The following is a 22222-nucleotide window of genomic DNA, read 5'->3' on the forward strand; positions in this document are numbered from 1 at the left end:
TATTTTTGTTACCATAACGCACTTCTTATTATTAAATATTTTAGAAAATTTTTTTACTTACTATCCTAGCTTCCTAGGATCTACTGCAATAGCAATGATAATTTCAATTTATCTAAATCAAAGAGTTGTCTTGGGTCGCAAGGGTCTTCCATTTAAATTCTTTTTTTACTTGATCATTGGCTATATCATTATCGCCGTTTTAGCGTCCTGGCTTTATAGTATGTTGAGGGTTTTAGGATCGGCACAGTTGTTGGCATTTTTCGTTTCTGTATCAGTTGCTGCAAGCTTGCAGTTTTTTATAAATTATAATATTAAGCATTGTAAAAATTGGTAGTTTCTAATGAAAAGAACTCGTTCTAAAGATTTGGTCGCGGTGGATATAGTCTCGCCCTGTTTTAATGAGCGTGAGGGAATTTTGGATTTCTTCAACGAATTAGTGGCCATCAATGCGTCGCGAGAAGTTCCCTTCTTTGTCAACCTTATAATTGTAGATGATGGTAGCACTGATGGTAGCTGGGAGATTATTAAAAATATTAAGGAAAATTCGCATGTTGTGATAGAAAAGGTAAGATTATCACGAAATTTTGGTCACCAGGCTGCACTGTGGTGTGGTTTGGAGAGGTCACGGAGCGAATTTGTGGGTGTGATTGACATCGATTTGCAAGATCCGCTGTTGGTGCTCTTTGAAATGTTTGATGAGCTGCGCGCTAATGGGGAAGTTGAAGTCGTCTATGGTGATCGGCTTTCGCGAGAAGGTGAGACCTATGCAAAATTGGTTACGGCTTCTGTATTTTACAAGTTTATGAAGAAGTTGTCGGGTCATAACTTCAATGTGCAGAAGGGTGACTTTAGGGTGATGAAGAGGCCTGTTGTTAATGCTCTTGTGCGCGTGAAAGATTATCACGTGTTTACGCGCGGCCTGGTGCCTTGGTTGGGTTTCAATCAACTTCCACACGGATACCATAGACGCGAGCGGCTATCAGGTAACTCAAAGTTTACCATTAACAAAATGTTGATGCTAGCACGTAACGGTCTTCTGTCATTTTCGTTGGCCCCACTAAATGCGTTATTTTTTCTCGGCGTAAGTGTGGTGTCTTTGTCTCTGAGTTTTGTTATTTATGCATTGCTTTCAAGGCTATTTACTGACGTTTGGGTGCCGGGTTGGACCTTGATGTTTATTGTAAATACCATGTTTTCCGGTCTAATAATGGCTGCGCTTGGAGTTCTAGGTCAGTATGTTGGTATGATCTTTGAGCAGAGCAAAGGGCGGCCCGTGTACATTGTTAAAGAGATCATCGATGGCAGTAGCGAACACTCCGTTTGATTTGGTTGTGATTGGGGGAGGGTTTGCGGGTCTGGCAGCTGCGCATGAAGCCCTTAAAAATGGTAAAGCAGTTTGTGTTGTTGAGGCGCGTTTAAGGGCTGGAGGGCTAGCATCTGGCACCGAAATTGGATCTGATTGGAGCGTTGATAACTTTTATCATCATTGGTTTGAAAGTGACTCTCATATATTTGATTTTCTTTCAGAGCTAAACCTAGAAAAGAATATTGTTAAATGTGAGGTGGAAACGGGGGTGCTTACAGATTCTGGTTGTTTTAAGCTAGATAGTGCGTCTGCTCTGTTTAAGTTTCCATTATTTGGTATAATATCAAAATTTAGATTTTTATTGTTCTTGGCAATTTGCTGGTTGCCATTAAATCCGCATTTTCTGCATCGTATCACCGCAAAAAACTTCATAAGTTTTGTATGTGGACGCAAAGTATATGATGTGTTGTGGGCTCCATTGTTGCGTTCTAAGTTTGAAAAGTACGCTGAAGAAATAAGCGCAGCATGGATCTATAAAAAGATTAATTTAAGATCTAGAAATTCATCAGGCAAGGGTGAAAGCCTCTATTATTATGCGGGTGGATTTCAAAAATGCGTCGATGACGTTGTTGATTTTGTAAGAAGTAAAGGATGTAACTTTGAATTTGGAATTAATGTATTAGATGTTGTAAAAGAAAATAAATTTTTTCATTTGAAGTGTTCAGATGGATCTGAGATTATTTCAAACAAAATATTAGTAAGTTCACGTCGTTCTGCGTTGACGCTTATGAAAGATTGGCTGCCCAATGACGTCAGACAAAAGTATTCAGAATTTAAGTCTATGGCCAATGTGTGTGTTGCGCTAACCCTTGAGGCCCCAATTTCAAAGTTTTATTGGCTTTCCAATTGCTCTAGTTCTTCTGACTGGGTTGCGGTGATAGAACACACTAATCTCGTGAGCCGCGAACATTATGATGGTAGACATATCGTATATTTAAGTCGCTATATTTCTCCCAATAGTGATTTCTATAATCTATCAAATGGTGACTTAATAGAAAACGCTGTTTCGTTTATCACCAACCATTTCCCTCACATTAGTCAAAACCAAGTCACATTGGAAAAATGTATTGTAAACCGAGCAATTGAAACGCAACCAGTGATCTCCAGTTCGAAATATCGGTATTTCTTTCCCTATATGTTTGAGGACTGGGGTGTCCTTTCCATGGAACAAATTTTTCCAGAAGATCGCGGCACTAATTATGCGGTTCGAGAGGGCAAGAAAGTTTATCACGAGCTTATGGCATAGAGCGCGGTTTCATCATGAGGATTTAAATTTTTATATGTTATTAAAACGTTTGTTTGACTTCAGTGTCGCTATCATCTTGTTAATGGTATTTTCTCCATTAATTTTGATTTTGGTTTTGTTGGTTTATCTTTTTATGGGTAGGCCTATTTTTTTTATCCAAACTCGTGCAGGCCATTTTGGGAACCCTTTTAGAATATATAAATTCAGGACCATGAGTAATGAAGTTGATTGTAATAATATTTTGATGTCAGACAACGAAAGGATTACAAAACTAGGCGCACTTCTTAGGTCCAGCAGTCTTGATGAACTACCTAATTTAGCAAATGTGTTAATAGGAAACATGAGTTTAGTGGGGCCAAGACCGCTATATACACACTACAATCAGCTTTATTCCTCTTATCAATGTATGCGTCTTGCTGTTCGCCCCGGAATCACTGGCTTGGCTCAGATAAAAGGTAGAAACGCGCTTACCTGGTCCCAGAAGTTTCGATACGACGTATGGTATGTAAAAAATTGGTCTTTCTGTTTGGACTTGAAAATTATTTTTTTAACTATTGGAGCGGTTGCGAAGCGTTATGGAGTGAATAGCCCCCAAAATACGATTGTCGAGGAATTCAAAGGAGGGGAGGGATGAAAACATTAGGGATATTAGGCGCTGGTGGACACTCAAAAGTCGTATCAGAAGTCGCCATAGAGCGTGGATGGGAACGCATTTTTTACTGGGATGACGATTTTCCGTTGAGAACTTCACATCTAGGGAAAGATATACTTGGAAGTCTATCAATGGTTGAAAGTTCTCACGGTACAGTGGATTCATTTTTCGTTGCTATTGGTGATAACCACACCCGTGAGCGTATCGTATTATCTTTGAATAGATCTGCGAAACTTATATCGTTAAGATCTGGTTCTTCTGTTGTTAGTAATTCGTCGATGGTGGGTCTGGGTTCTTTCATAGGTCCAAGGGTTGTGGTCAATTCTTTTGCCGCAATAGGAAAAGCAACAATATTAAACACTGGCTCTATCATTGAGCATGATTGCTCAATAGGAAACTTTTCTCACATTGGGCCAGGATCTACGATTTGTGGAAGTGTTAAGGTTGGCAATAGGACGCTGATTGGCGCTGGGTGTGTGGTCCGTCCGGAGATTGAAATCGGCGATGATGTTTTAATTGGAGCAGGATCAGTAGTAGTGTCAAATATCCCAGCTGGTTCGAAAGTTTATGGTGTTCCTGGACGTGTAAGGGGCCTAAAATGAAGCTAGATCGAAACAATTTTGCGAGTTGGCCGGCTCATTCAAATGATGAACTGCTTGCCGTTCAAAATGTGCTTAAATCGGGAAAAACAAATTATTGGACTGGGCTAGAATGTAAAAATTTTGAAGTAGAATTTGCTTCCTATTGTAAATCAAAATACGCAATAGCCGTATCAAATGGAACCGTGGCCCTCGAATTAGCAATATCAAGTATAGGAATTTCTCCAGGCGATGAAATCATTGTAACCGCACGTAGTTTTTTTGCATCTGCCTCTGCAATTGTAAATTCAGGTGCAGTGCCAATTTTTGCTGACGTAGATCCTGATACTCAAAATATAACGGCAGAAACGATTGCCCCATTGATTACTTCTAGGACACGAGCAGTTTTGTGTGTTCATCTGGCTGGTTTTCCGTGCGACCTAGATCCAATATTATCTCTTGTCAAAAACAAAAATATCTACGTTGTTGAAGATTGCGCTCAAGCCCATGGAGCAATGTATAAGGGGCGGCCCGTCGGCGGTATTGGCGACGTAGGGTGTTGGTCGTTTTGTCAGGATAAGATAATGTCTACAGGCGGTGAGGGAGGTATGATTACTACTAACTCGACAGATCTTTGGACTAAGATGTGGTCCCTGAAAGATCATGGAAAATCTTATGAGAAAGTTAATGAAATTCACAATGGTTCTGAATTTCGTTGGCTACATGATACCTTTGGGACTAACGGCCGCATGACTGAGATGCAGGCCGTGATTGGTCGCATGCAATTAAATAAATTAGAGCGTTGGAATAAAATTCGAAATCAAAACTGTTCCGCAATATGGTCAGCAGCAGCGTCGTGCTCAACTTTGCGTGTTCCAAAATTGAGCTGCGATGGGTGCAATGTAGAGTTTTGTGATGCGTCGGCTTCATGCAGAAACGCCGCGTATAAATGTTATGTGTTTGTCAGGGCAGGCGCTAGCACTAGGGATAGGTTTTTGCATGAAATCAGAGCGAGAGGTGTACCTTGTTCAACAGGATCGTGCCCAGAAATATACCTTGAACAGGCTTTCACAAGGTCAAATAAAGCTTTACAAACTCGTCTGCCAATTTCAAAAAAATTAGGTGAAACTAGCCTGATGTTTTTATGCCATCCAACTCTAACAAAAGCTAACATAGATTTAACGTGTAGTGTTCTAAACGATGTTTGTAGCTGAAGAGTGCTAACTTTCTGATTTTACAAAATTGAGTGGTGCGTTCTTCAAAATATCTAAAAGACTGTCAGTATTATCCTGTTCGATAGCATCGATTGCGTCCTGTTCCCATTTTGAGAATCCCGCCAGATTTGGAAGCTGGAACGTTTCTCGTTTTATCATTGGATGCTGGGTATCTGCAGGAGCAGGGTCTAAGAAAAGCTCTTCATGGAGCTTTTCACCAGGTCGCAAGCCGGTAAACTTAATTTTGACTAAATTTTGGTGTTTGAAACCACCATCGCTTGTGTAAGTGGAATATCCGTTCACCAGCGCTAATGATCTGGCAACGCTAGCGATTTTCACTGGATCACCCATTTTGAGAACATAAATGTGTCCTGTTTCGGGAAGCGCGTTGGCCTGTAAAACGAGGGCTGCTGCCTCTTCTTTAGTCATGAAGTATCGCGTTATATCTGGGTGGGTCACTGTAAGGGGGCCACCATATTTCAACTGTTCTTCAAATTTAGGAATTACGGATCCAGAAGAGCCCATTACATTGCCGAATCTCACCGAACAAAATTTAGTTGTGGGGTACTTTTCAGAATAAAATTGCGTTATCAGCTCGGCAAATCGTTTTGTAGCTCCCATTACATTAGTTGGATTCACGGCCTTGTCTGTTGAAATAAGCGTAAAATTTGACACGCCAAGTTTTGCCGCCTCAGACGCTAAAATAGAGGTTCCGACAATGTTAGTGCATGCTCCTATCAACGGATTGGCCTCAACGATAGGAACGTGTTTATATGCTGCTGCGTGAATGATAGTGTCTATTCGGTTTTCGCTAATACACTTAGACACAAGCGGCCTATTGGTAACTGACCCGAGTTTGAAGACCACGTCAGTATAGTTTTTAATGTTAGGCATAGCGCTGAGAATTGTTTCAGAAACTCTGTACAGAGCAAACTCACTGTGATCGAGTAGCACCAAAGTCGTGGGGTTGTGCTCTAGAATTACTTTACATAATTCGCTTCCAATCGTTCCGCCTGCTCCCGTCACTAGTATTCTTCTACCCTTAATACTTCCATCTAGGAGTTCTGGTATGGTAACTAGTTGCTCGCGTTGGACTAGATCTTCAATCGACAGCCTCTTCCAATCAGCAACAATATCATTTTTTATAATCATTTCATCAAGGCTTGGAGGTGTCCTGACAGTGATACCCAATGACACAAGTTCAGATAGAATCTTCCGACTTTGGTTAGCATTGATGTCATCAGCAGTAAAAACAGCGATTTCGATTGAATGATCTTTTACCGCGTTTGATAGGTCACTGGGCGATCTTACTGGTACACCGTAGATCAATCCGCTTTCAAAGCCTTTTTCGTCACAGATTACCACTGATGGCGTGTAAGTTTTACTTTGCCTAAGTGCGCTAACAACCTCAGGGATTCCTTTATTTCCATAAACAAGCACACGCACTTTTTTTTGACCGCTCAGTGATAGGAATATTGCGCGAAACATCACGCGATACAGGATCTCAAATCCTGCGAACAATATGCACCCGACCACGATCACAGATCTTGGAACAAATAGATCGTAAATGTGATTAAGTAATAAAGCCGTAATTAAACTAATGAGCGAAGATACAAATATTGAGTAAAACGCTTTATCAGCTATGTACCGTACAACATTCTTGTACAGACCTAAAATTGCTTGCGTAGCCAGGGTCAAAACCCACACGACAGTTGCTATGATTAACAATCCGGCAGTTAGTTTCGTTGAAATGCCATCAAGCCTAAGCGCCATCAAAAGCCAAAAGGAAAAGTAAATGCAAATTGTGTCTAATGCAATTTGTATGAACCTTTTAAACTGCCTTGGGATGCCTAAAAAGTAAGATTTAAACCAAAGTAATGTACGCATTATTAATCTTGCACAGGAAAACGAAAACCGTCAACGGAGGATGCAAAAAAAATTGATCAATCGCAAGGTTTTTTTTGAATTTTTGTAATTTCTGCGGTATTAATTATCATTTTTTAAAAACACAGAATCAAACATCGCCATAACTCGTTCTGGACTATACTTTCTTTTATATTTGGTACTTGTTTTCAGGTCTAGCACGCACGTTTGCAGCAACTGGCGCAAACTCGCAGAATCCGTATAGTAGTTACCGTCGGCTCCCAGTTGTTCAATATGAGCTCGGTCACGCACTGATGAATGAGAAAATAATATTATTGGCTTTCCTAATGCGCTAAATTCACCTATCGCGAGGCCAAAAGATTCGCCTAGACGACGTGCGCTGATCATTGCGTTGCAAGTGTTTATAAATCTAACTTTGAAGCTTTTATTAATTCGTGGACTAATGAAAATAAGTCTTCCGCGCAATACTTGAATAAAGAGGCGCAATTTCCAAATGGGATTAAGAAACTTTATTTTTGTTCCAAGAAAAAGGAAGAATTTATCAGAACTGCTTTCGGCTATTCTGATGATTTCTTTGGCGGCAAACGGTACGTCGAACGACGCTTCCCCACCCATGGAGCCGTATACTGTTGCGGTGTCCGGAATTTGGAAAAATTTACGAAAGTCCCCAGATGCTTTGGGTGTATTTATAATGTGAGGCACTGCCGGAAATTGAATATCAGGAGAAGTGTTGGCAAGCCAGTTTGAAATGCATGCGAATTTATCCCCGTGCGCCTCAAAACCCGGAAATACTGCATGCACTAAATTTTGCGCCTGTGCGGCCCTGAGCCCATCATCGTGGCCGCTTTTAATGGCGTAGAAATAGTCCGCCCTATTGTCACGGAGTATTTTTTGGAAACTGATTTCGTCGTCGTAGAAAAATAATTTAAATCTTGACAAATACTTTCTCACAACCCTTAGATCATGATCATCGCGCGAAGGGGCTATTATGTATGATTTATTATTCAATATTTCTTCATTATAGTGCGCGTAATCAAAAATTGCCACATCAACCCCTCGATACGTTATTTGTTTTGTGTGAAAAAAAATTATTTTCTTCATAAGAAAATTACCTATTTGCATGGATTGACAATGTTAAGGTGTCCAGAGATCATGTTTGCGGGCTTAGGCTTACCATAGTAAAAATTATATTTTAGGCAAGTTATTTTATTTTTATTTTATATCACAATATTATTTTTTGCCTCTTTTGTAATAAGTGAAGTAAGGGCGCAAAAACTAATTATTAAATGAGGTAAAAATGGAAGCATATCATAGAAAAATTAACCTTGTTACATGCTTTTTTAAGCCATCAAACTCTTCGTCAAATTCTGACATCAATCAAATTATCTCTGGTCCGCAGCAGGCAGACTTGCTTGCTCGTTCATTCCAAAATTTTTCCAGCTTGGGTACGGCTTTTTTTATTTCAAATGAACATTCTGATAGTCCTTTTCTCAGGAATATTAATGTTCCCGATCCCGATGTAAATAAATTAACATTAGAAGTAATAAGGAAATTTAATTTTTTCTTTAGTAAATATGAATTTGAGGACCCGCATTTCGTCGTTTGTGACCCGGATTTTTTATTAATATCTCCCGGTGTTGAGGCAGTTTTCGATGGAAGTTTTGATATTGGCGTTACCCTTAGACCGGATAAAAGAATGCCGTACAATAGTGGGATTTTCTTTGTAGATAATTCCAGGATCAATGCAGGTAAAATATTTTACCAATTGCAAGAGGATTTAATAAATGAAAAACACATGGACCATGCTAGTTGGTTTTGCGATCAACTTGTTATTTCTGATCTTCTTGACAGCAAGTCTGAATATATAGGTGGTGGTCTTTATAAAGTAAATGATTTAATAATCAAAGTATTTGATGCTAAAAAATATAATTTCTCACCAAATAGAGATCACCCAAACTTATTTTCTGTGCCATCAGGTGTTGTTCTTTATCATTTTAAAGGGCGCTGCAGAACTTCTATGAAATTGTTTTTTAAATATTTTGTTGAGGACAATAGCTCATCAAGATTTAAGATATTCAGATATATAATGCAGGCATTATATGCTGAATTTTTGAGAAAAAAATATAAAAGATTATTTGTAATGGCAAAGGATAGAATTATGCCTTCGGATCGGAAAATTTAGTGCGGTGTTGATTTTTACATGCCATTATTAGCTTCTCTAGGAATTTAAAGATTGAATCTAGCTTAGGTGTATCTATAATGAGCGGTTGTATATACATACTTTTCAGTCTTTGTTTTTTGTTGAGGATACTTAAATCATATCCGCGGATATTGACATAGTCATATGAATTGATGAATGAATTTTTGTTAAAATCAATACTGCAATTTTGATCGCACCAATAAATTGGAATGCACCCGGCTGCGTAAGCTTCAACCACTTTTTCAGTGTAGTAACCCGGTCCAAGCGAATTTTCAGGGCAAACATTGTACCGATATTTTTTTAGAATGTTATTTTTGAAAAAACCACTTTCATTATGGTCTCTAATCGTGGTGTCAAAAGCTATTCCATAACCATCAATTGGTAAATATTTTCCTACTTCGTCCAGTAGGGTTTTTCTTGGTTCTCTTAGGTGGCTTGCGAAAATTATTGCCCTATTCTCTCTGCTTTGAAACTGGTCATAGCTTCTCGGATTTGTGAGTTCATCGATTGAAATTGGGCGTCCAAACCGTTTTGTTTCGCCAAGTATTGGTAAGCCTTGATTTCGCCAGTCAATGACGTTGTACCAATGGGGCACACGAATATGTTGTTCACTGGTTACGCCTAGGTCGTGTGTTATATAAAAGTCCGCGCGGGTGTCGAGGTGCCGGGTGTTCTCTGCGCTGTCAAATAGAACAATTGCTTTCTTAGAAATTAGTTTGTTTTTTAATCTTTTAAACTTGTTCTTTTCTCTGTATGGACCTTTTATTATTAACTCTGCATTTTTTGGATCTGTTATTTCCACATCAATCAGTAGTTTTAATGCTTGAAATATTAAGTTTTCAGTATAACCTTTTGACACATTTATTAGGGAAACTTTTAGCATTCTGTTACTTTCACATGCATTGGGCCGATCATGATATAACGGCGTCTACAAGATATTTTAACGGAACCATCATTTAACTTAATTTGGATGTTATTAAAAATGTTTTTATTATATTTTAATCTTGAATATATTTCAATCTTTTGATATTTTTTTAAATTTATTTTTTCCTGTCGTGCTGTTGCAAGTATTTTTACTAGTATGCGTGTTTTTTTAGCTATTTCAGATAGTTTTTTTTCTGTGTGAAATTTCAAACGATCACTATCATCGTGATTTATTGTCGAAAAGTTTTTGCCTTCTACTGTGGCGTTCGAAATCCCAATCTCATTTAGCTTGTTGTAGATATCAGAATCTTCTCCTCCCCAACTGTCAAACACATCGTCGTATCCATTGACTTGTAGGTAGCTTGATCGATGCATTGCCACCGTCCCTGTAGTTTGTTTGTTAGCTGGTGTAGTGTTTTTCGTCGCTGTGGTTATTGTGACATAGGTTTTCCTGTTTACTTTTTTAGCCATTTCATCGATAGCTTGTCGAATTGGAATAACGTCGGCATCTACGAAGATCAGTATATCTTGAGTGGCGATCTTTGCGCCTGCGTTTCGTGCGATTGATATATTGAATTTCGGTCTGTTCTCAAAATGGACTACTTTGACTCTGGTTCCAAAAGTCTGTTTCACCCATTCGTGCGTCTTTTGTGGGCAGTCATAGTCCACAACTATGACCTCTGCTTTTGGGTCCGAAGTTAGATAAGGCAAGGTGATTTTTAGGTGATGTAGTCGCCCCTTGCAGGTTGTAATGACTGTGTAGTTGTAATCTGCGCTGTTTGCTGACATTTGTGCCTCGAATTGTAGCTTATCACTGCGTTTACAAAAGGTATGATGACATGACAACTTATCTCGTAACTGGCGGCGCAGGGTTTGTGGGTTCTCATCTTATTGATAGATTGTTGGACGAGGGTCACTCTGTTTTGTGTGTTGACAACATGGTTACCGGTAGTCGAGCAAACATTGCCCATCATCTTTCAAACCCGAAATTTGAAATGATGCGCCATGATGTGACTTTTCCTTTGTATGTTGAAGTTGACGCCGTGTTTAACTTGGCCTGCCCCGCATCGCCGGTTAGTTATCAAAAAGATCCAGTACAAACGATCAAGACATCAGTTTTGGGTGCTATAAACATCCTAGGACTTGCAAAGCGCCTCAAGTGTCCTGTTGTGCAGGCGTCGACGAGTGAAGTCTACGGGTCCCCAGAGCGCCATCCGCAGGATGAGACATATTGGGGTAACGTAAACCCGATCGGTCCAAGAGCTTGCTATGATGAGGGAAAAAGAGCGGCTGAAACTCTTTTCTTTGACTACCGTCGTCAACACAATGTGGATGCAAAAGTGGTGCGTATTTTTAATACATACGGACCGCGAATGGCGGTAGATGACGGACGAGTTGTTTCAAACTTTATTGTGCAAGCACTCAAGGGAGAAGACATTACTATTTATGGTGATGGGACGCAAACACGCTCGTTTTGCTACGTAAGTGATTTGGTCGATGGTTTAGTCAAAACGATGGAAATCAGCCGTGACTTCTCTGGGCCTGTAAATATCGGTAATCCTGCAGAGTTGTCGGTTCATGATCTCGCAGAACAAATAATTGACTTGACGCGATCAAAGTCGCGTTTGAAGACCATGCCTCTGCCCGTAGATGATCCGATTAAGAGAAAACCTGACATTAGCATTGCTAGAGAGCATCTAAAGTGGTCGCCTGAAGTTGAGCTAGAGGATGGTCTCATTGCGACAGTCGACTATTTTAGATCACTGGGCATGTGATTTTCTTCAAATAACTGAAGTTATGATTACACCTCGTACGATGCTGTAACTATCATTTTTCGTTCTCGAAAAGATCTCTAAATCGCGCATCTTAATGTTAATGGACTGATTTTGTTTAGGCGGTGCGCAGAGGGTTGTAATCGATTTGTGTAGTGCTTGTGGGTATACAAAACGACATCAGATATCAATCGCAGTCTCTAAGAACGAAGGCACTCTCAAGTCAGACGTGGAGCAAACATATAGTGTAATGAATTTTAAGAATATCGATCTTTCACTTCATTGCTTGGCCCTGTAAGCATGCAGAATCAACATTATTTCCAGACGGGGCATTGTAATTTGTCGGCAGGGCGCCTCAAAAAAACTTTTAAAGATTTTAGCGCATCCATGGGTTTGGTTGGGGCGTTGCTTGTCAGCGCTTCTTATGGTGCTGCACAGGTCACGAAAGACGAGCCTGCCTTAGTTTCTTCGATGATTGCAGACGATCTTTACTTCGATCAAGATCGTCAGTTTTACCATGCCACTGGTAATGTTCAAATTTTCTTCGATGGTTTGGAACTCCGCGCGCCGAGCGTCGCATACGACGTGGTATCCAATCGCGTAGTTGTTGACGGCCCGCTGCTACTAATCGATAACGCCGGCCAGCAGACAATTTACGGTGATTTCGCGGACATGTCTGCTGATTTACGAGACGGTGTCATCACTTCAGCTCGTCAGTTGATCGACCAAAATATGCAGATTGCGTCTGACCAATTGGTGCGCCGTGATGGGCGCAATACAGTGCTGGAATACGTGCGCGCGTCGGCGTGTGAGGTCTGTTCAGAAAATGCTACGCCACTTTGGGAGTTGCGGGCAAGGCGCGCCGTCCATGACCAAGAGGCTCGTACGATAACGTACGACGACGCACAATTGCGTATTGCCGGCTATCCAGTGCTTTATACTCCGTGGCTACGGACACCCGACCCAACTGTGGAACGAGCGAACGGTTTATTGGCGCCAACTTATTCCGTGAACTCACGGCTAGGTGCCAGAATTGGATTGCCATATTTTTATATGCTGGGCGACAGTGCGGACATCACCGTCACGCCGACTGTTACGGTGGACGGAGGGCGCGATGCCGGCAACTATCTCCTGCGAACGCTGCGTGGGCGTTATCGTCAGGCATTCAGTAACGGCTACATCGAAATGCACGGTGCCCTGAGCCAGGACAACCTCACCAGCGATAACCTTCGGGCTTTTTTGTTTTCAAATGGACGCTTTGAATTGGACAATGGCTTTAATGTGTTGTTCCAGAGCCAGTCGTCGAGCGACCGCGCATATATTGGGACATATGACTTCTTCGCCGACCGTATTACCACATTCGGCAATGACGACGTTGTCTTCGACGAAGATCGACTTAACAACTTCTTGAGGTTTTCTCGTCGGGATAGCGATGAGTTAATCGCGTTTGACTACACTGGCTTCTCCGCATTGCGCGATCCTAATTACGCATATGGTGCGCCAAACAGGGTCCTTAACTCTCAATGGACTTTGTTTGAAAGCTTTGACGGAGTGCCCGGGAATTTTACGTTAAATTTTGGGGCACAGGCGAATTATAATGAATTTGGCCCCACGAATTCACGCCAAAGAGATATAAATCGACTGACCGCCAATCTGCGGTGGAACGATACTTGGCAGGCTGGCGAAGTGCTGCGTGTAGACAGTGACGCGTCCATATTCCTTGATGAGTATGGCATTCATGACGACGCTACAAATCCTGACAGTCAGTCATCCTCAAGTGGCGTCGTGTCTACGCGGCTGAGTTGGCCGTTCCAATTTGATACGGCTTCTGGTTCAAGGCACTCAATCACACCATCAATTGGCTTCGTATCTTTTGCTGCAGGTGATGTGACAATGCCGTCAATTGACGGTTCTATTGATGAGATAGATCCCTTTAACTACTCTTCTCTGGGTCGGTTTCGCCGCGTAAACCGAAGCCAATCAGCGCAACATGACGTGACTGCGAGCGATATTGACCTGACGTATCGCTTCGAGACGGCGTCTGGTTACTACATTGGTGGCTCAGCGGAGAGAGATTTTATACTGTCGACGGATAATTCAGCCCTGAGAGAGGGTGAGTTATACGCGACACGCTTTGGCAAAAATGGCGGCGATTTTCAGTTCTCGGTCATCAGCCAGTTCAACCCAGAGTTTGAAAGAATATCTGACCGCGTCACAGCATCGCAGAATTTTGACTTTCTGACCCTAAATGGAAATTACCACAGGGTTGATAGCGATGAGGCCATCGGCAGCCCCGACGAAGTGCGTCGGTGGGGAATAGGACTGACTGCCGAAATCACACCACAGATCGATGCAAGTCTTGGCTTGACCAGCGACAGATACGAGAGCGAGCGGTCTTACACGGAGGGTTCTATTCGCTTTGACAATGATATCGATTGGAACTCTTCCCTGAGCTGGGTTTATGACCGCGACAGCAACAAATATGACGACCTGCGCTTTATGGTGGGGCACTCCCTCGATTGGGGAGGCGACATCTCTGCCCTCTACGCGAGAGAGGACGACACTGTACGGCGCTACGGACTGTCACTTGATTACCAAACCGAGTGTGTATTGATGCGTGCTCAAGTGACACGTGTTGATAACCGCGTAACAAATCTCGATCCAATAACAGAATTTTCTCTGAATTTTGAACTTGGAGCATTTGGGCGTGGGAGTGGAACTCAAATCCGAAGGTGTAATTGACGCGGCCGCAGACTATCGCGTCTGTGGCTAAAGTTGATTGGATTCGCTTAAGAAATTGGAAGAGCCTCATGCCAGATAAAGCTAATGAATGGTATTTGGTGCAATTCAAACCCAATTCGCACAGCATTGCCTTGCGCAATTTGAACCGCCAAGGGTTTGAAACTTTCCTACCGATGCTGAGTGTCACATCCCGCGTTGGTGCGCGGTTTATGTCCAAGTCCCGCCCGCTTTTCCCAGGCTATCTCTTTGTGGCGCTAGATACGGGGCAAGGGGCGTGGCGCAAGATCAACTCCACCTATGGGGTGGCGCGCATTGTTTCGTTCGCAGGGCAGCCAAGCCGCGTGCCCCATGATTTGGTTGCGGGATTGCAGGCGCGGTGCGATGATGCGGGGGTTTTAACAGCAGCCAGTGATTTGGCCTCGCAAGATCAGGTGATCTTGCAAAAGGGCCCGTTCTCGCAATTTGTTGCGACAGTCGAAAGCTTGGATGAAGATCAGCGCGTTTGGGTTTTGATTGACCTGATGGGGCAAAAGACCCGGATCAATGTCGCGCGCGAAGATTTAACAAAGACCTAAATGAAAAGCGGCCCCACAAGGGGGCCGCTTTGTCGGATCAATCTAGGCCTTTGACATCGATCTGTGCATCCGCCTTTGGGTGGAACAGTTTTTGGATCAGATAGACCCCAACTGCGCCACCAAGGCCAATCAGATCGGTCAGCAGCCCGCCTTCAATCATGAACAGCGCGGCCGCAATAAGAATGGCGCGTAAGAACCACGGGTTGCGCGCACCCATGAACCACCCTTGCACCCCTGAGGACAACAGGAACACGCCGAAAATGGCGGTTGCCCCTGCGCGCAGGATTTCAAGCGTGGTGCCATCCATCAGCAAGGCCGAATTGTAGAAGAACATGAAAGGCACGATGAAGGCGGCAATCCCGATTTTGAACGAGGCCACCGATGTCTCCATTGCATTCGCCCCCGATATCCCCGCGGCCGCATAAGAGGCCAGCGCCACAGGCGGTGTAATGGCCGAGACAACCGCGAAATAGAACACGAAGAAATGCGCGGTCAGCTGCGGAATGCCAAGCTCAACCAAGCCCGGTGCGACCACCGAGGCCGCAACCGCATAGGCGGCTGTGGTGGGCATGCCCATCCCCAGAAGGATCGCGATACACATCGCAAAGAATAGTGCCAGAACTTGGCTCACACCCGCCAAATCCAACAGGAGGGACGAGAAGCGCGCACCAACACCTGTCAGGCTGATCACACCCACGATAACACCCGCACAGGCACAAACCGCGATGATCTGGATGGCCATGATGCCAGCCAATTCAAACGCCTTGAGAATCTCCCGTGGCCCCATACCCGCGACCGAGGCGGCAGGCAGGCTTTGTGGGAAGAAGCGCACCATCAACACGGGCATCCATGAAATGACAGCGGCACTGAGCGTGGCCAAGGTGCCCGCACGGATGACGGAATAGCCTTGGAACAGGGCATAGATCAGGATCAGGATGGGTAAGAACAGATAGACCTGCTTCAAAAGCAGTTTCAATTTTGGCAACTCATCCTCACGCATGCCGCGCATACCCAATTTCGCGGCCTCAAGATCGACCATGAAATAAACCGAGACGAAGTAGAGGATCGCGGGAATGATCGCGGCGATTGCGATATCCTGGTAGGGGATCCCTGTGATCTCGGCCATGATGAAAGCGCCTGCGCCCATGATGGGGGGCATGATCTGACCGCCTGTTGAGGCGGCCGCTTCGACCGCGCCTGCGGTTTTCTTGTGATAGCCCACCTTTTTCATCAAGGGGATGGTCAGCGATCCTGTCGCCACAACGTTCCCCGCGGAGGTGCCGTTGATCATACCCATCAGGCCGCTTGCGAAAATGGCCACTTTGGCGGGGCCACCACGGGCGCGCCCTGCTGCAGCAAAGGCGAAATTCACGAAATAATCACCCACTTTCGAGGCCTGAAGGAAAGCCGCAAAGATGATGAAGAGGATGATATAGGTTGAGGACACCGCCGTTGTTGGCCCAAGGATGCCTGCATCCGAATAGAGATGGCCGAAGAAGCGTTGCCACGTATAGGGGTTGCGCACGGCCAAGATGCCGGGCAGCAAATGCGCGGTGAAGGTGTAAACAAGGAACACGCCTGTGATGATCACCAAGGCCAGACCTGCCACGCGGCGTGTCAATTCCATGATCATCGCTGTGCCTGCTGTCGCGGCAAAAGCCACACCGATTGGCACAAAGGGCGTGCCAACTGAATTGCGGGCCGCGGTTGAGAAAATCGGCACAAGATAGGCCGCGACCACAATTGCGCAAAGCGCAAGCACCAAGTCGCTGGTCGCAAAGCTATCGCGTGGTTTGCGTTCAAACCATCCCAAGATGATGGCGCCAAAGGTCGCCACCAAGAGGGGCACACCAAAATTCCAAATCTCGGTTTCATAAATCTCGGTTCCGGGGAAGGCGGCCCATGACACAAGCCCCCCCATCTCTGGCAATGTGCCGGAGTCGATCAACCGCCCAAAGGATAGCGCAGACCATAACGCTAAGGCGGCGGGAATGAACAAAGCATAGCCCGCCTTAGACAAGAGGGCCGTGTCTTTGGGGGTTTCTGCGTCTTCTTTCCAAGTGTAGGACGCATAAAGCACAAAGCCCAAAACAAGCGCGCCTGCGATGTGGACAATTCGGAAATTCCAAGTCTCAAGCGGGAATTGCGGCAAAAGCGGCAAATCTATGCCTGTCCAAGCCGAGATAGAAATCCCGTTCAATGCGGCCATGTGAAACCCTGCATAGAGCGTTGCAAGGATAGCCACGGCAATCATACGAGGGCCTGTAAACAGGCGGCGGTTATTCTCAACAGGTTCCTGATCTACGCCTTCGGCGATGACGGGGCCTGTCTCCGCGATCGCGTCAAGATCGCTGGCTTTGGTCTGTGAGGTGTTGGTCATGATTTTTGCTTCCGCTCTGCCGATAAGGGCAAAAGAAAAGGCGCGCGAAGGGTTTGAGGCCCCCGCGCGCCTGATAGATTACAGCATTAGCCGCCGAAAATCTGATCAGCCGCGATGGTCGCGCCCGCGTTTTCGTTAAACCAACGTGCCGCGCCTGGGTGCCACATCAGAACGCCGTTCTTGTCCCAGTTTTCAGGCAGGGTAGAACGTGCTGCTTTGTGAATATCTACCATGCGCTGATTGTCGGACATTACTACATCCACAACCGCATACACAAAGCTCTCTGGCAGATCACAGTTAGCAATGGAGAAGTTCCACATGGAAACGGAACGCGCAGGTGCTTCAAGTGTGGTATAGGCATCTGCAGAGATGTTGAATTCAGACACAGGGAAGGCCGCCATGATTTGGGCCTGCTCTTCTTCGGTGAATTCGATGATGTTGATGTCCGTCTGCACTTCAAGCTGGCTGACCGCGGGCACAGGAACACCTGCGGCAAAGGCGATCACGTCCAGCAGACCATCCTGCAACTGGCCACCGAGATCCGACCAACCGCCGTTACGGCGCTCAAAGTTGACGCCCAACTCTTCCATCATGCGAGGGAAGTAGGTGTCAGAGGTCGAACCCGCAGGGCCAAAGCCGATGCGCGCGCCATCTGGGATTTCATCAATGCTTGTGATGCCCGAGGAGGACAACGCCGTCACCGAGAATGGCGTCTGATACATTGGGAACATCGCACAGGCATTGGTCATTTGCAGACCAGGTGCGATTGGATTGGTGCCTGCCAACGATTCCGCCGCAGGGCCCATTGTGGTCATGCCGAAGGCGACTTCGCCTGTGTGCACAAGCGCCATGTTCTGCATTGGGCCGCCGGTGACTTCGCCGCCGCCTGTCATGCCCAATTCTTCTGCTACAAGGTTTGCCCAGCCAGAACCATAAGCGAAATAGGTGCCGCCTTGGGATGCGGTGCCAACAGTAAAGCTTTCAGGCCAGCCAGTGCGATCCATATGGCCATCTGCAAACGCGGCAGTTGCGCAAAGTGCAGTGGTCATCGCGAATGCGGTCATTTTGGTGAGTTTCATGTTCAAATCTCTCCCTAGGGTCATCCTGCGCCAGCATGCGCCCCTCTATTGGGCTTGATCTGGATGCAGGTTTTGCAGCCAAGGCTCCCTCCTTGGTCTGCAACGGGGTCAGCCCGTCACGTCCACAAACTAGTCTAAATCCCATCAAAGCAACTAAGTTGGCGCTAACAAATTATGCGATTGCAAAGGAATCTCGGCCAATTGGTCAAAGCTGACCCATTGCCGCAAAATCCATGTGTCGAAATCGACACAAGAGAGTGCAGGGCAAGCGCGCGGGGCTATTCGGTGAAATCCCCTTTATCAAGCCCGTGTTTCTGCATCTTTTCATACAGGGCTTTGCGGCTTAGCCCCAATCCCTCATAGGTGGCCTTGAGGCTGCCGCCATAGCGCACCAAGGCCGCCGCAATAAGACTGCGCTCATATTGCGCCATTTGCACAGCGAGCCCCTGTTCGGGCGCGGCGGCATCGGGTGTCGCCAAACCCAAATCCAACCCCAAAACAAAACGATCCGCCATATTGCGCAATTCGCGCACATTGCCAGGCCAATCCCGCGCAACAAGTGCGTCTAAAACCGCGCCAGGAACCTGCGGGGGTTTGATTTTATAGCGTGCTGCTGCTTGCCCTACGAGATCCATAAAGAGGCGCGGAATATCCTCGCGCCGATCTGAAAGGGGGGGCATCCGCAGGCTTGTGACATTCAACCGATAGAGAAGATCTGCGCGAAACGTGCCAATCTCGGCCGCCTGTGCCAGATCAACCTTAGAGGCCGCAATGAACCGCAGATCCAAATCAATCGGTTCATTTGACCCAAGGCGCGTGATGACGCGGTTCTGGATCGCGGTCAAAAGCTTGGCTTGCAGTTCAAGGGGAAGGCTGTCGATCTCATCCAAAAAGACCGTGCCGCCGCGCCCATGCTCAAACTTTCCGTAGCGGGGTCGCATGGCACCCGCAAAGGCACCCGCCTCATGGCCGAACAATTCGCTTTCAATGAGGGCTGCGGGCAGTGCGGCGCAGTTGATATGAACGAAGGGCCCGCTTTGGCGGGGGGACATGCGATGGATGGCGCGGGCCGCCACCTCCTTGCCCGTGCCTGTTTCACCTTCGATCAGAACATCGGCTTCGGTCGCGGCGATGGCCCGCAGCGCCGCGCGCAACTGCACCATATTCTTGGCCCGCCCTGTCAGGCGCGCCTCGACAGGGTCGCGCTGCCCCACCTCGCGGCGCAAAGCGCGGTTCTCAATCGTCAAACGCCGCTTTTCCAAGGCGCGCCGCGCGCTATCGACCAGACGCTTTGGGTCATAGGGTTTTTCGTGAAAATCATAGGCGCCTTGCTGCATGGATTTGACCGCCAATTCGATATCGCCATGCCCCGTCACAAGGATCACAGGAAATTCTGGGTCAATCTCTAAGGCGCGGTTCATCAGGGTGATACCGTCCATGCCTGCCATACGAATATCGGTAATCAGGATCGCATCGCCATCGCGTGCGATATGGGCAAGCGCCTCTTCACCCTTTTCAAAGCAGATCACATCAAGATCCGCCAAGTGCAGCGTTTGCTTTGCAGCAACCCGCAGGTCTTCCTCGTCATCCACAAAGTAGATCATGCCGTTCTTGATGGTCTGCGTTTCGGTCATGCTTTTTTCATTTCCCTTGGCACCGATGGCGTTTCTGGCGCGGCTTTGCGCAGATGCAAACTGAACTCCGCGCCCCCCTCTGGGTGGTTTCGCGCCTCAATGCGGCCGCCGAAGTCACGGATGATATTGTAGGAAATTGATAGGCCAAGCCCAAGACCCTGTCCGACCTCTTTGGTGGTAAAAAATGGGTCAAACAATTGCGCTTGCGCATCTTGCGACAGGCCATGCCCCTGATCGCGCAGCCGCAGGGCAATCATATCGTCTGCCTCATCGGTCACAGAAAGGTGCAAAATCGGGGCGCTGACATCTGCCATGGCATCCAGCGCATTTGACAGCAGATTCACCAAGACCTGTTGCAGCCGCACGCGCCCACCCACAACCATGATCTCATCGTCCTCGAGCGGCAAGTCTAGGATCAAATCTACCTTTGCACGCCGCAGCCTTGGATCGAGCAAATCAAGCGCGTCACGGATCACCGCGCGCAATGGAATATCGCGCAGCTGATCTTGCGGGCGGCGTGCGAAATTGCGCAGATGTTTCGAGATAGACGCCATCCGATCCGCCATATGCGAGATACGGGTGATGTTCTCGCGCGCCTCATCCCCGCGGCCCCGGTCCAAAAAGGTCGCGGCATTTTCCGCATAGGATTTCACCGCAGCAAGGGGTTGGTTGAATTCATGGCTAAGGGCCGCCGACATTTGCCCCAAAGCCGCCAATTTGCCCGCCTGCACCAATTCGGCTTGGGTTTGGCGAAGGCGGTCTTCTGTGCGGGTGCGTTCCTCAACCTCTTGGCGCAATTGGGTGTTGGCACTGTTTAAGTCACGGGTGCGCTCCTGCACCCGCGCCTCAAGGGTTTCGGCCAATTCGCGCTGGGCTGCGATGCGTTCGAGCAACTGTGCGCGGCGCTGTAACAGAATGGCCGCAGATAGTCCCGCAATCAGGATCACCAGCCATAAAATCGCCAAAAGCCCCAAGGCCTCGGCGCGGGCCGAACCTGAGGGCGTCAGGATATTCACCCGCCATCCAGCCGAGGCAATCAAGGATTGCTGCGCCAAAAAGGCTTGGCGCTGCTCTGGCCCTTGCTCCGATGTTGTAATGACCATGCGGGTCAGAGCGTTGCTGCGAAAATCAGACAGGCTCACGGCCTCGCGCCGCAGGCTGAGGGGGGTAAGCAAGGTGATCGGATATTGGCGGGTGCTTTGGATTTCCTCAAGCGCGGCTTCGCTCAAGGGGCCAAGCGTGCGGAACAGCCAATCCGACCGATCCGCCATGAAAATCACCCCATGTTGATCCGTCACGAAGATGCGCGAGTCACTGTCGCGCCACGCCGCCTCAAAGCGGTCAAGCGTGATCTTCACCGCCACAACACCCAAGATCCGCGTGCCGTCAAAAATTGGCGCGGCAAAGTAATAGCCGCGCTGCCCCGATGTTGTGCCGAGCGCGTGATAGCGTCCAATCCCATTATCAAGGGCATCGGTGAAATAGGGGCGAAAGCGGAAATTTTGCCCAATGAATGAGCGATCCAACCGATAATTTGATGCGGCAATGGTCGTGCCGAACGTATCCATCACATAGATATCTGAAATATCGAGCGACAGCGCGGTTTGGCGCAGCTGCTCATTGGCGAAGGGCAAAAGCCCCGTATTGTCAGGGTCGCGCAAAATGTCGCGCAAAATGGGGCGCTCTGCGATCAATGCGGGCAGCGCTTCGGTGCGCGACAGCGCGCCACGGATGACCTCGGTCACAAGGCGCATTGTGGCCTCATCCTGACGCAGGCGACCGCCCATCAAACGCTTTTCAATCTGGGGCAGGGCGGCCACGCTGAGGGCAAGCGAAACCATAACCACCAAGGCCAAAGCCGTCAAATTGCGCCGAGGGCGCTTGGCGTTGTTGCCCAGAGGGCGGGTTTTTTGCGTGGATGCTGTCACCATGACGCGCAGTATGTGCTGATTTTTGCGCCTATGACCAGTGTCTGT

17 protein-coding genes are annotated in these 22222 nt (G+C 46.7%); 9 read left to right on the forward strand and 8 right to left on the reverse strand.

Annotated elements, in window-relative coordinates:
• Window positions 1-340 precede the first annotated feature (340 nt).
• Genes AAC636_RS05765 through AAC636_RS05785 form a run of 5 tightly spaced genes read left to right on the forward strand, consistent with a single transcriptional unit; the run spans window position 341 to window position 5056 of the window.
• Complete coding sequence (locus AAC636_RS05765; protein WP_340300720.1) at window positions 341-1324, forward strand: glycosyltransferase family 2 protein; 984 nt, start codon at window positions 341-343, stop codon at window positions 1322-1324.
• Window positions 1299-2612: an FAD-dependent oxidoreductase gene (locus AAC636_RS05770; RefSeq protein ID WP_340300721.1), complete on the forward strand. Its 1314-nt coding sequence runs from the start codon at window positions 1299-1301 to the stop codon at window positions 2610-2612. Before AAC636_RS05765 ends, AAC636_RS05770 begins: the two co-directional genes overlap by 26 nt.
• Window positions 2613-2646: 34 nt before the next feature.
• A complete protein-coding gene (locus AAC636_RS05775) occupies window positions 2647-3246 on the forward strand; it encodes a sugar transferase (RefSeq protein WP_340300722.1) in 600 nt (199 codons plus the stop codon).
• Window positions 3243-3866 (forward strand): NeuD/PglB/VioB family sugar acetyltransferase, encoded by a 624-nt coding sequence (locus AAC636_RS05780; protein WP_340300723.1) that lies wholly within the window; start codon window positions 3243-3245, stop codon window positions 3864-3866. The genes AAC636_RS05775 and AAC636_RS05780 overlap by 4 nt, the downstream gene beginning before the upstream one ends.
• Window positions 3863-5056, forward strand: a complete 1194-nt coding sequence (locus AAC636_RS05785) for a DegT/DnrJ/EryC1/StrS family aminotransferase (RefSeq protein WP_340300724.1) — start codon at window positions 3863-3865, stop codon at window positions 5054-5056. Before AAC636_RS05780 ends, AAC636_RS05785 begins: the two co-directional genes overlap by 4 nt.
• Before the next feature lie 6 nt (window positions 5057-5062).
• Here the strand turns inward: AAC636_RS05785 and AAC636_RS05790 are convergent, their stop codons facing one another.
• A complete protein-coding gene (locus tag AAC636_RS05790; RefSeq protein ID WP_340300725.1) occupies window positions 5063-6943 on the reverse strand; it encodes a nucleoside-diphosphate sugar epimerase/dehydratase in 1881 nt (626 codons plus the stop codon).
• A 99-nt stretch (window positions 6944-7042) separates the two neighbouring features.
• Window positions 7043-7987: a hypothetical protein gene (locus AAC636_RS05795; RefSeq protein WP_340300726.1), complete on the reverse strand. Its 945-nt coding sequence runs from the start codon at window positions 7985-7987 to the stop codon at window positions 7043-7045.
• A gap of 250 nt (window positions 7988-8237) precedes the next feature.
• Here AAC636_RS05795 and AAC636_RS05800 point away from each other — a divergent pair, with 250 nt between their 5' ends.
• Window positions 8238-9122 (forward strand): hypothetical protein, encoded by an 885-nt coding sequence (locus AAC636_RS05800; RefSeq protein WP_340300727.1) that lies wholly within the window; start codon window positions 8238-8240, stop codon window positions 9120-9122.
• Here the strand turns inward: AAC636_RS05800 and AAC636_RS05805 are convergent.
• Both AAC636_RS05805 and AAC636_RS05810 read right to left on the reverse strand, forming a co-directional pair.
• Window positions 9097-10023 carry a glycosyltransferase family 10 domain-containing protein gene (locus AAC636_RS05805; protein WP_340300728.1) on the reverse strand — a complete coding sequence of 309 codons (927 nt, stop codon included), beginning with the start codon at window positions 10021-10023 and terminating at the stop codon, window positions 9097-9099. The genes AAC636_RS05800 and AAC636_RS05805 overlap by 26 nt on opposite strands.
• Window positions 10017-10853 carry a glycosyltransferase family 2 protein gene (locus AAC636_RS05810; protein WP_340300729.1) on the reverse strand — a complete coding sequence of 279 codons (837 nt, stop codon included), beginning with the start codon at window positions 10851-10853 and terminating at the stop codon, window positions 10017-10019. The genes AAC636_RS05805 and AAC636_RS05810 overlap by 7 nt, the downstream gene beginning before the upstream one ends.
• Window positions 10854-10903: 50 nt before the next feature.
• On the opposite strand from AAC636_RS05810, the gene AAC636_RS05815 reads away from it, so the two are divergent.
• The 3 genes from AAC636_RS05815 (at window position 10904) to AAC636_RS05825 (ending at window position 15153) form a co-directional block, all read left to right on the forward strand.
• A complete protein-coding gene (locus AAC636_RS05815) occupies window positions 10904-11839 on the forward strand; it encodes a UDP-glucuronic acid decarboxylase family protein (RefSeq protein WP_340300730.1) in 936 nt (311 codons plus the stop codon).
• A gap of 297 nt (window positions 11840-12136) precedes the next feature.
• Entirely contained in the window at window positions 12137-14578 is a 2442-nt protein-coding gene (locus AAC636_RS05820) for an LPS-assembly protein LptD (protein ID WP_340300731.1), read from the forward strand.
• Between the two features lie 68 nt (window positions 14579-14646).
• Entirely contained in the window at window positions 14647-15153 is a 507-nt protein-coding gene (locus AAC636_RS05825) for a transcriptional activator RfaH (protein ID WP_340300732.1), read from the forward strand.
• Window positions 15154-15190: 37 nt separating this feature from the next.
• On the opposite strand, the gene AAC636_RS05830 is transcribed toward AAC636_RS05825, so the two are convergent.
• From AAC636_RS05830 to AAC636_RS05845, 4 genes are all read right to left on the reverse strand, one after another.
• Window positions 15191-17533, reverse strand: a complete 2343-nt coding sequence (locus AAC636_RS05830) for a TRAP transporter permease (protein ID WP_340300733.1) — start codon at window positions 17531-17533, stop codon at window positions 15191-15193.
• Between the two features lie 86 nt (window positions 17534-17619).
• Window positions 17620-18612 (reverse strand): TAXI family TRAP transporter solute-binding subunit, encoded by a 993-nt coding sequence (locus AAC636_RS05835; protein ID WP_340300734.1) that lies wholly within the window; start codon window positions 18610-18612, stop codon window positions 17620-17622.
• A 278-nt stretch (window positions 18613-18890) separates the two neighbouring features.
• Window positions 18891-20246: a sigma-54-dependent transcriptional regulator gene (locus tag AAC636_RS05840; RefSeq protein WP_340300735.1), complete on the reverse strand. Its 1356-nt coding sequence runs from the start codon at window positions 20244-20246 to the stop codon at window positions 18891-18893.
• Complete coding sequence (locus tag AAC636_RS05845; RefSeq protein ID WP_340300736.1) at window positions 20243-22177, reverse strand: sensor histidine kinase; 1935 nt, start codon at window positions 22175-22177, stop codon at window positions 20243-20245. The genes AAC636_RS05840 and AAC636_RS05845 overlap by 4 nt, the downstream gene beginning before the upstream one ends.
• Between the last annotated feature and the right edge of the window lie 45 nt (window positions 22178-22222).

It is taken from the genome of Roseobacter sp. HKCCD5988 (genome assembly GCF_037830355.1).
Taxonomy (GTDB): Bacteria; Pseudomonadota; Alphaproteobacteria; order Rhodobacterales; family Rhodobacteraceae; genus M30B80.

What these genes read in the sequence shown, in the direction of transcription:
- AAC636_RS05830 (WP_340300733.1), bottom strand. Translation starts at nt 17,533, where the DNA reads ATGACCAACACCTCACAGACCAAAGCCAGCGATCTTGACGCGATCGCG.
- AAC636_RS05790 (WP_340300725.1), bottom strand. Translation starts at nt 6,943, where the DNA reads ATGCGTACATTACTTTGGTTTAAATCTTACTTTTTAGGCATCCCAAGG.
- AAC636_RS05810 (WP_340300729.1), bottom strand. Translation starts at nt 10,853, where the DNA reads ATGTCAGCAAACAGCGCAGATTACAACTACACAGTCATTACAACCTGC.
- AAC636_RS05775 (WP_340300722.1), top strand. Translation starts at nt 2,647, where the DNA reads ATGTTATTAAAACGTTTGTTTGACTTCAGTGTCGCTATCATCTTGTTA.
- AAC636_RS05770 (WP_340300721.1), top strand. Translation starts at nt 1,299, where the DNA reads ATGGCAGTAGCGAACACTCCGTTTGATTTGGTTGTGATTGGGGGAGGG.
- AAC636_RS05825 (WP_340300732.1), top strand. Translation starts at nt 14,647, where the DNA reads ATGCCAGATAAAGCTAATGAATGGTATTTGGTGCAATTCAAACCCAAT.
- AAC636_RS05815 (WP_340300730.1), top strand. Translation starts at nt 10,904, where the DNA reads ATGACAACTTATCTCGTAACTGGCGGCGCAGGGTTTGTGGGTTCTCAT.
- AAC636_RS05785 (WP_340300724.1), top strand. Translation starts at nt 3,863, where the DNA reads ATGAAGCTAGATCGAAACAATTTTGCGAGTTGGCCGGCTCATTCAAAT.
- AAC636_RS05840 (WP_340300735.1), bottom strand. Translation starts at nt 20,246, where the DNA reads ATGACCGAAACGCAGACCATCAAGAACGGCATGATCTACTTTGTGGAT.
- AAC636_RS05800 (WP_340300727.1), top strand. Translation starts at nt 8,238, where the DNA reads ATGGAAGCATATCATAGAAAAATTAACCTTGTTACATGCTTTTTTAAG.
- AAC636_RS05765 (WP_340300720.1), top strand. Translation starts at nt 341, where the DNA reads ATGAAAAGAACTCGTTCTAAAGATTTGGTCGCGGTGGATATAGTCTCG.
- AAC636_RS05845 (WP_340300736.1), bottom strand. Translation starts at nt 22,177, where the DNA reads ATGGTGACAGCATCCACGCAAAAAACCCGCCCTCTGGGCAACAACGCC.
- AAC636_RS05835 (WP_340300734.1), bottom strand. Translation starts at nt 18,612, where the DNA reads ATGAAACTCACCAAAATGACCGCATTCGCGATGACCACTGCACTTTGC.
- AAC636_RS05820 (WP_340300731.1), top strand. Translation starts at nt 12,137, where the DNA reads ATGCAGAATCAACATTATTTCCAGACGGGGCATTGTAATTTGTCGGCA.
- AAC636_RS05780 (WP_340300723.1), top strand. Translation starts at nt 3,243, where the DNA reads ATGAAAACATTAGGGATATTAGGCGCTGGTGGACACTCAAAAGTCGTA.
- AAC636_RS05805 (WP_340300728.1), bottom strand. Translation starts at nt 10,023, where the DNA reads ATGCTAAAAGTTTCCCTAATAAATGTGTCAAAAGGTTATACTGAAAAC.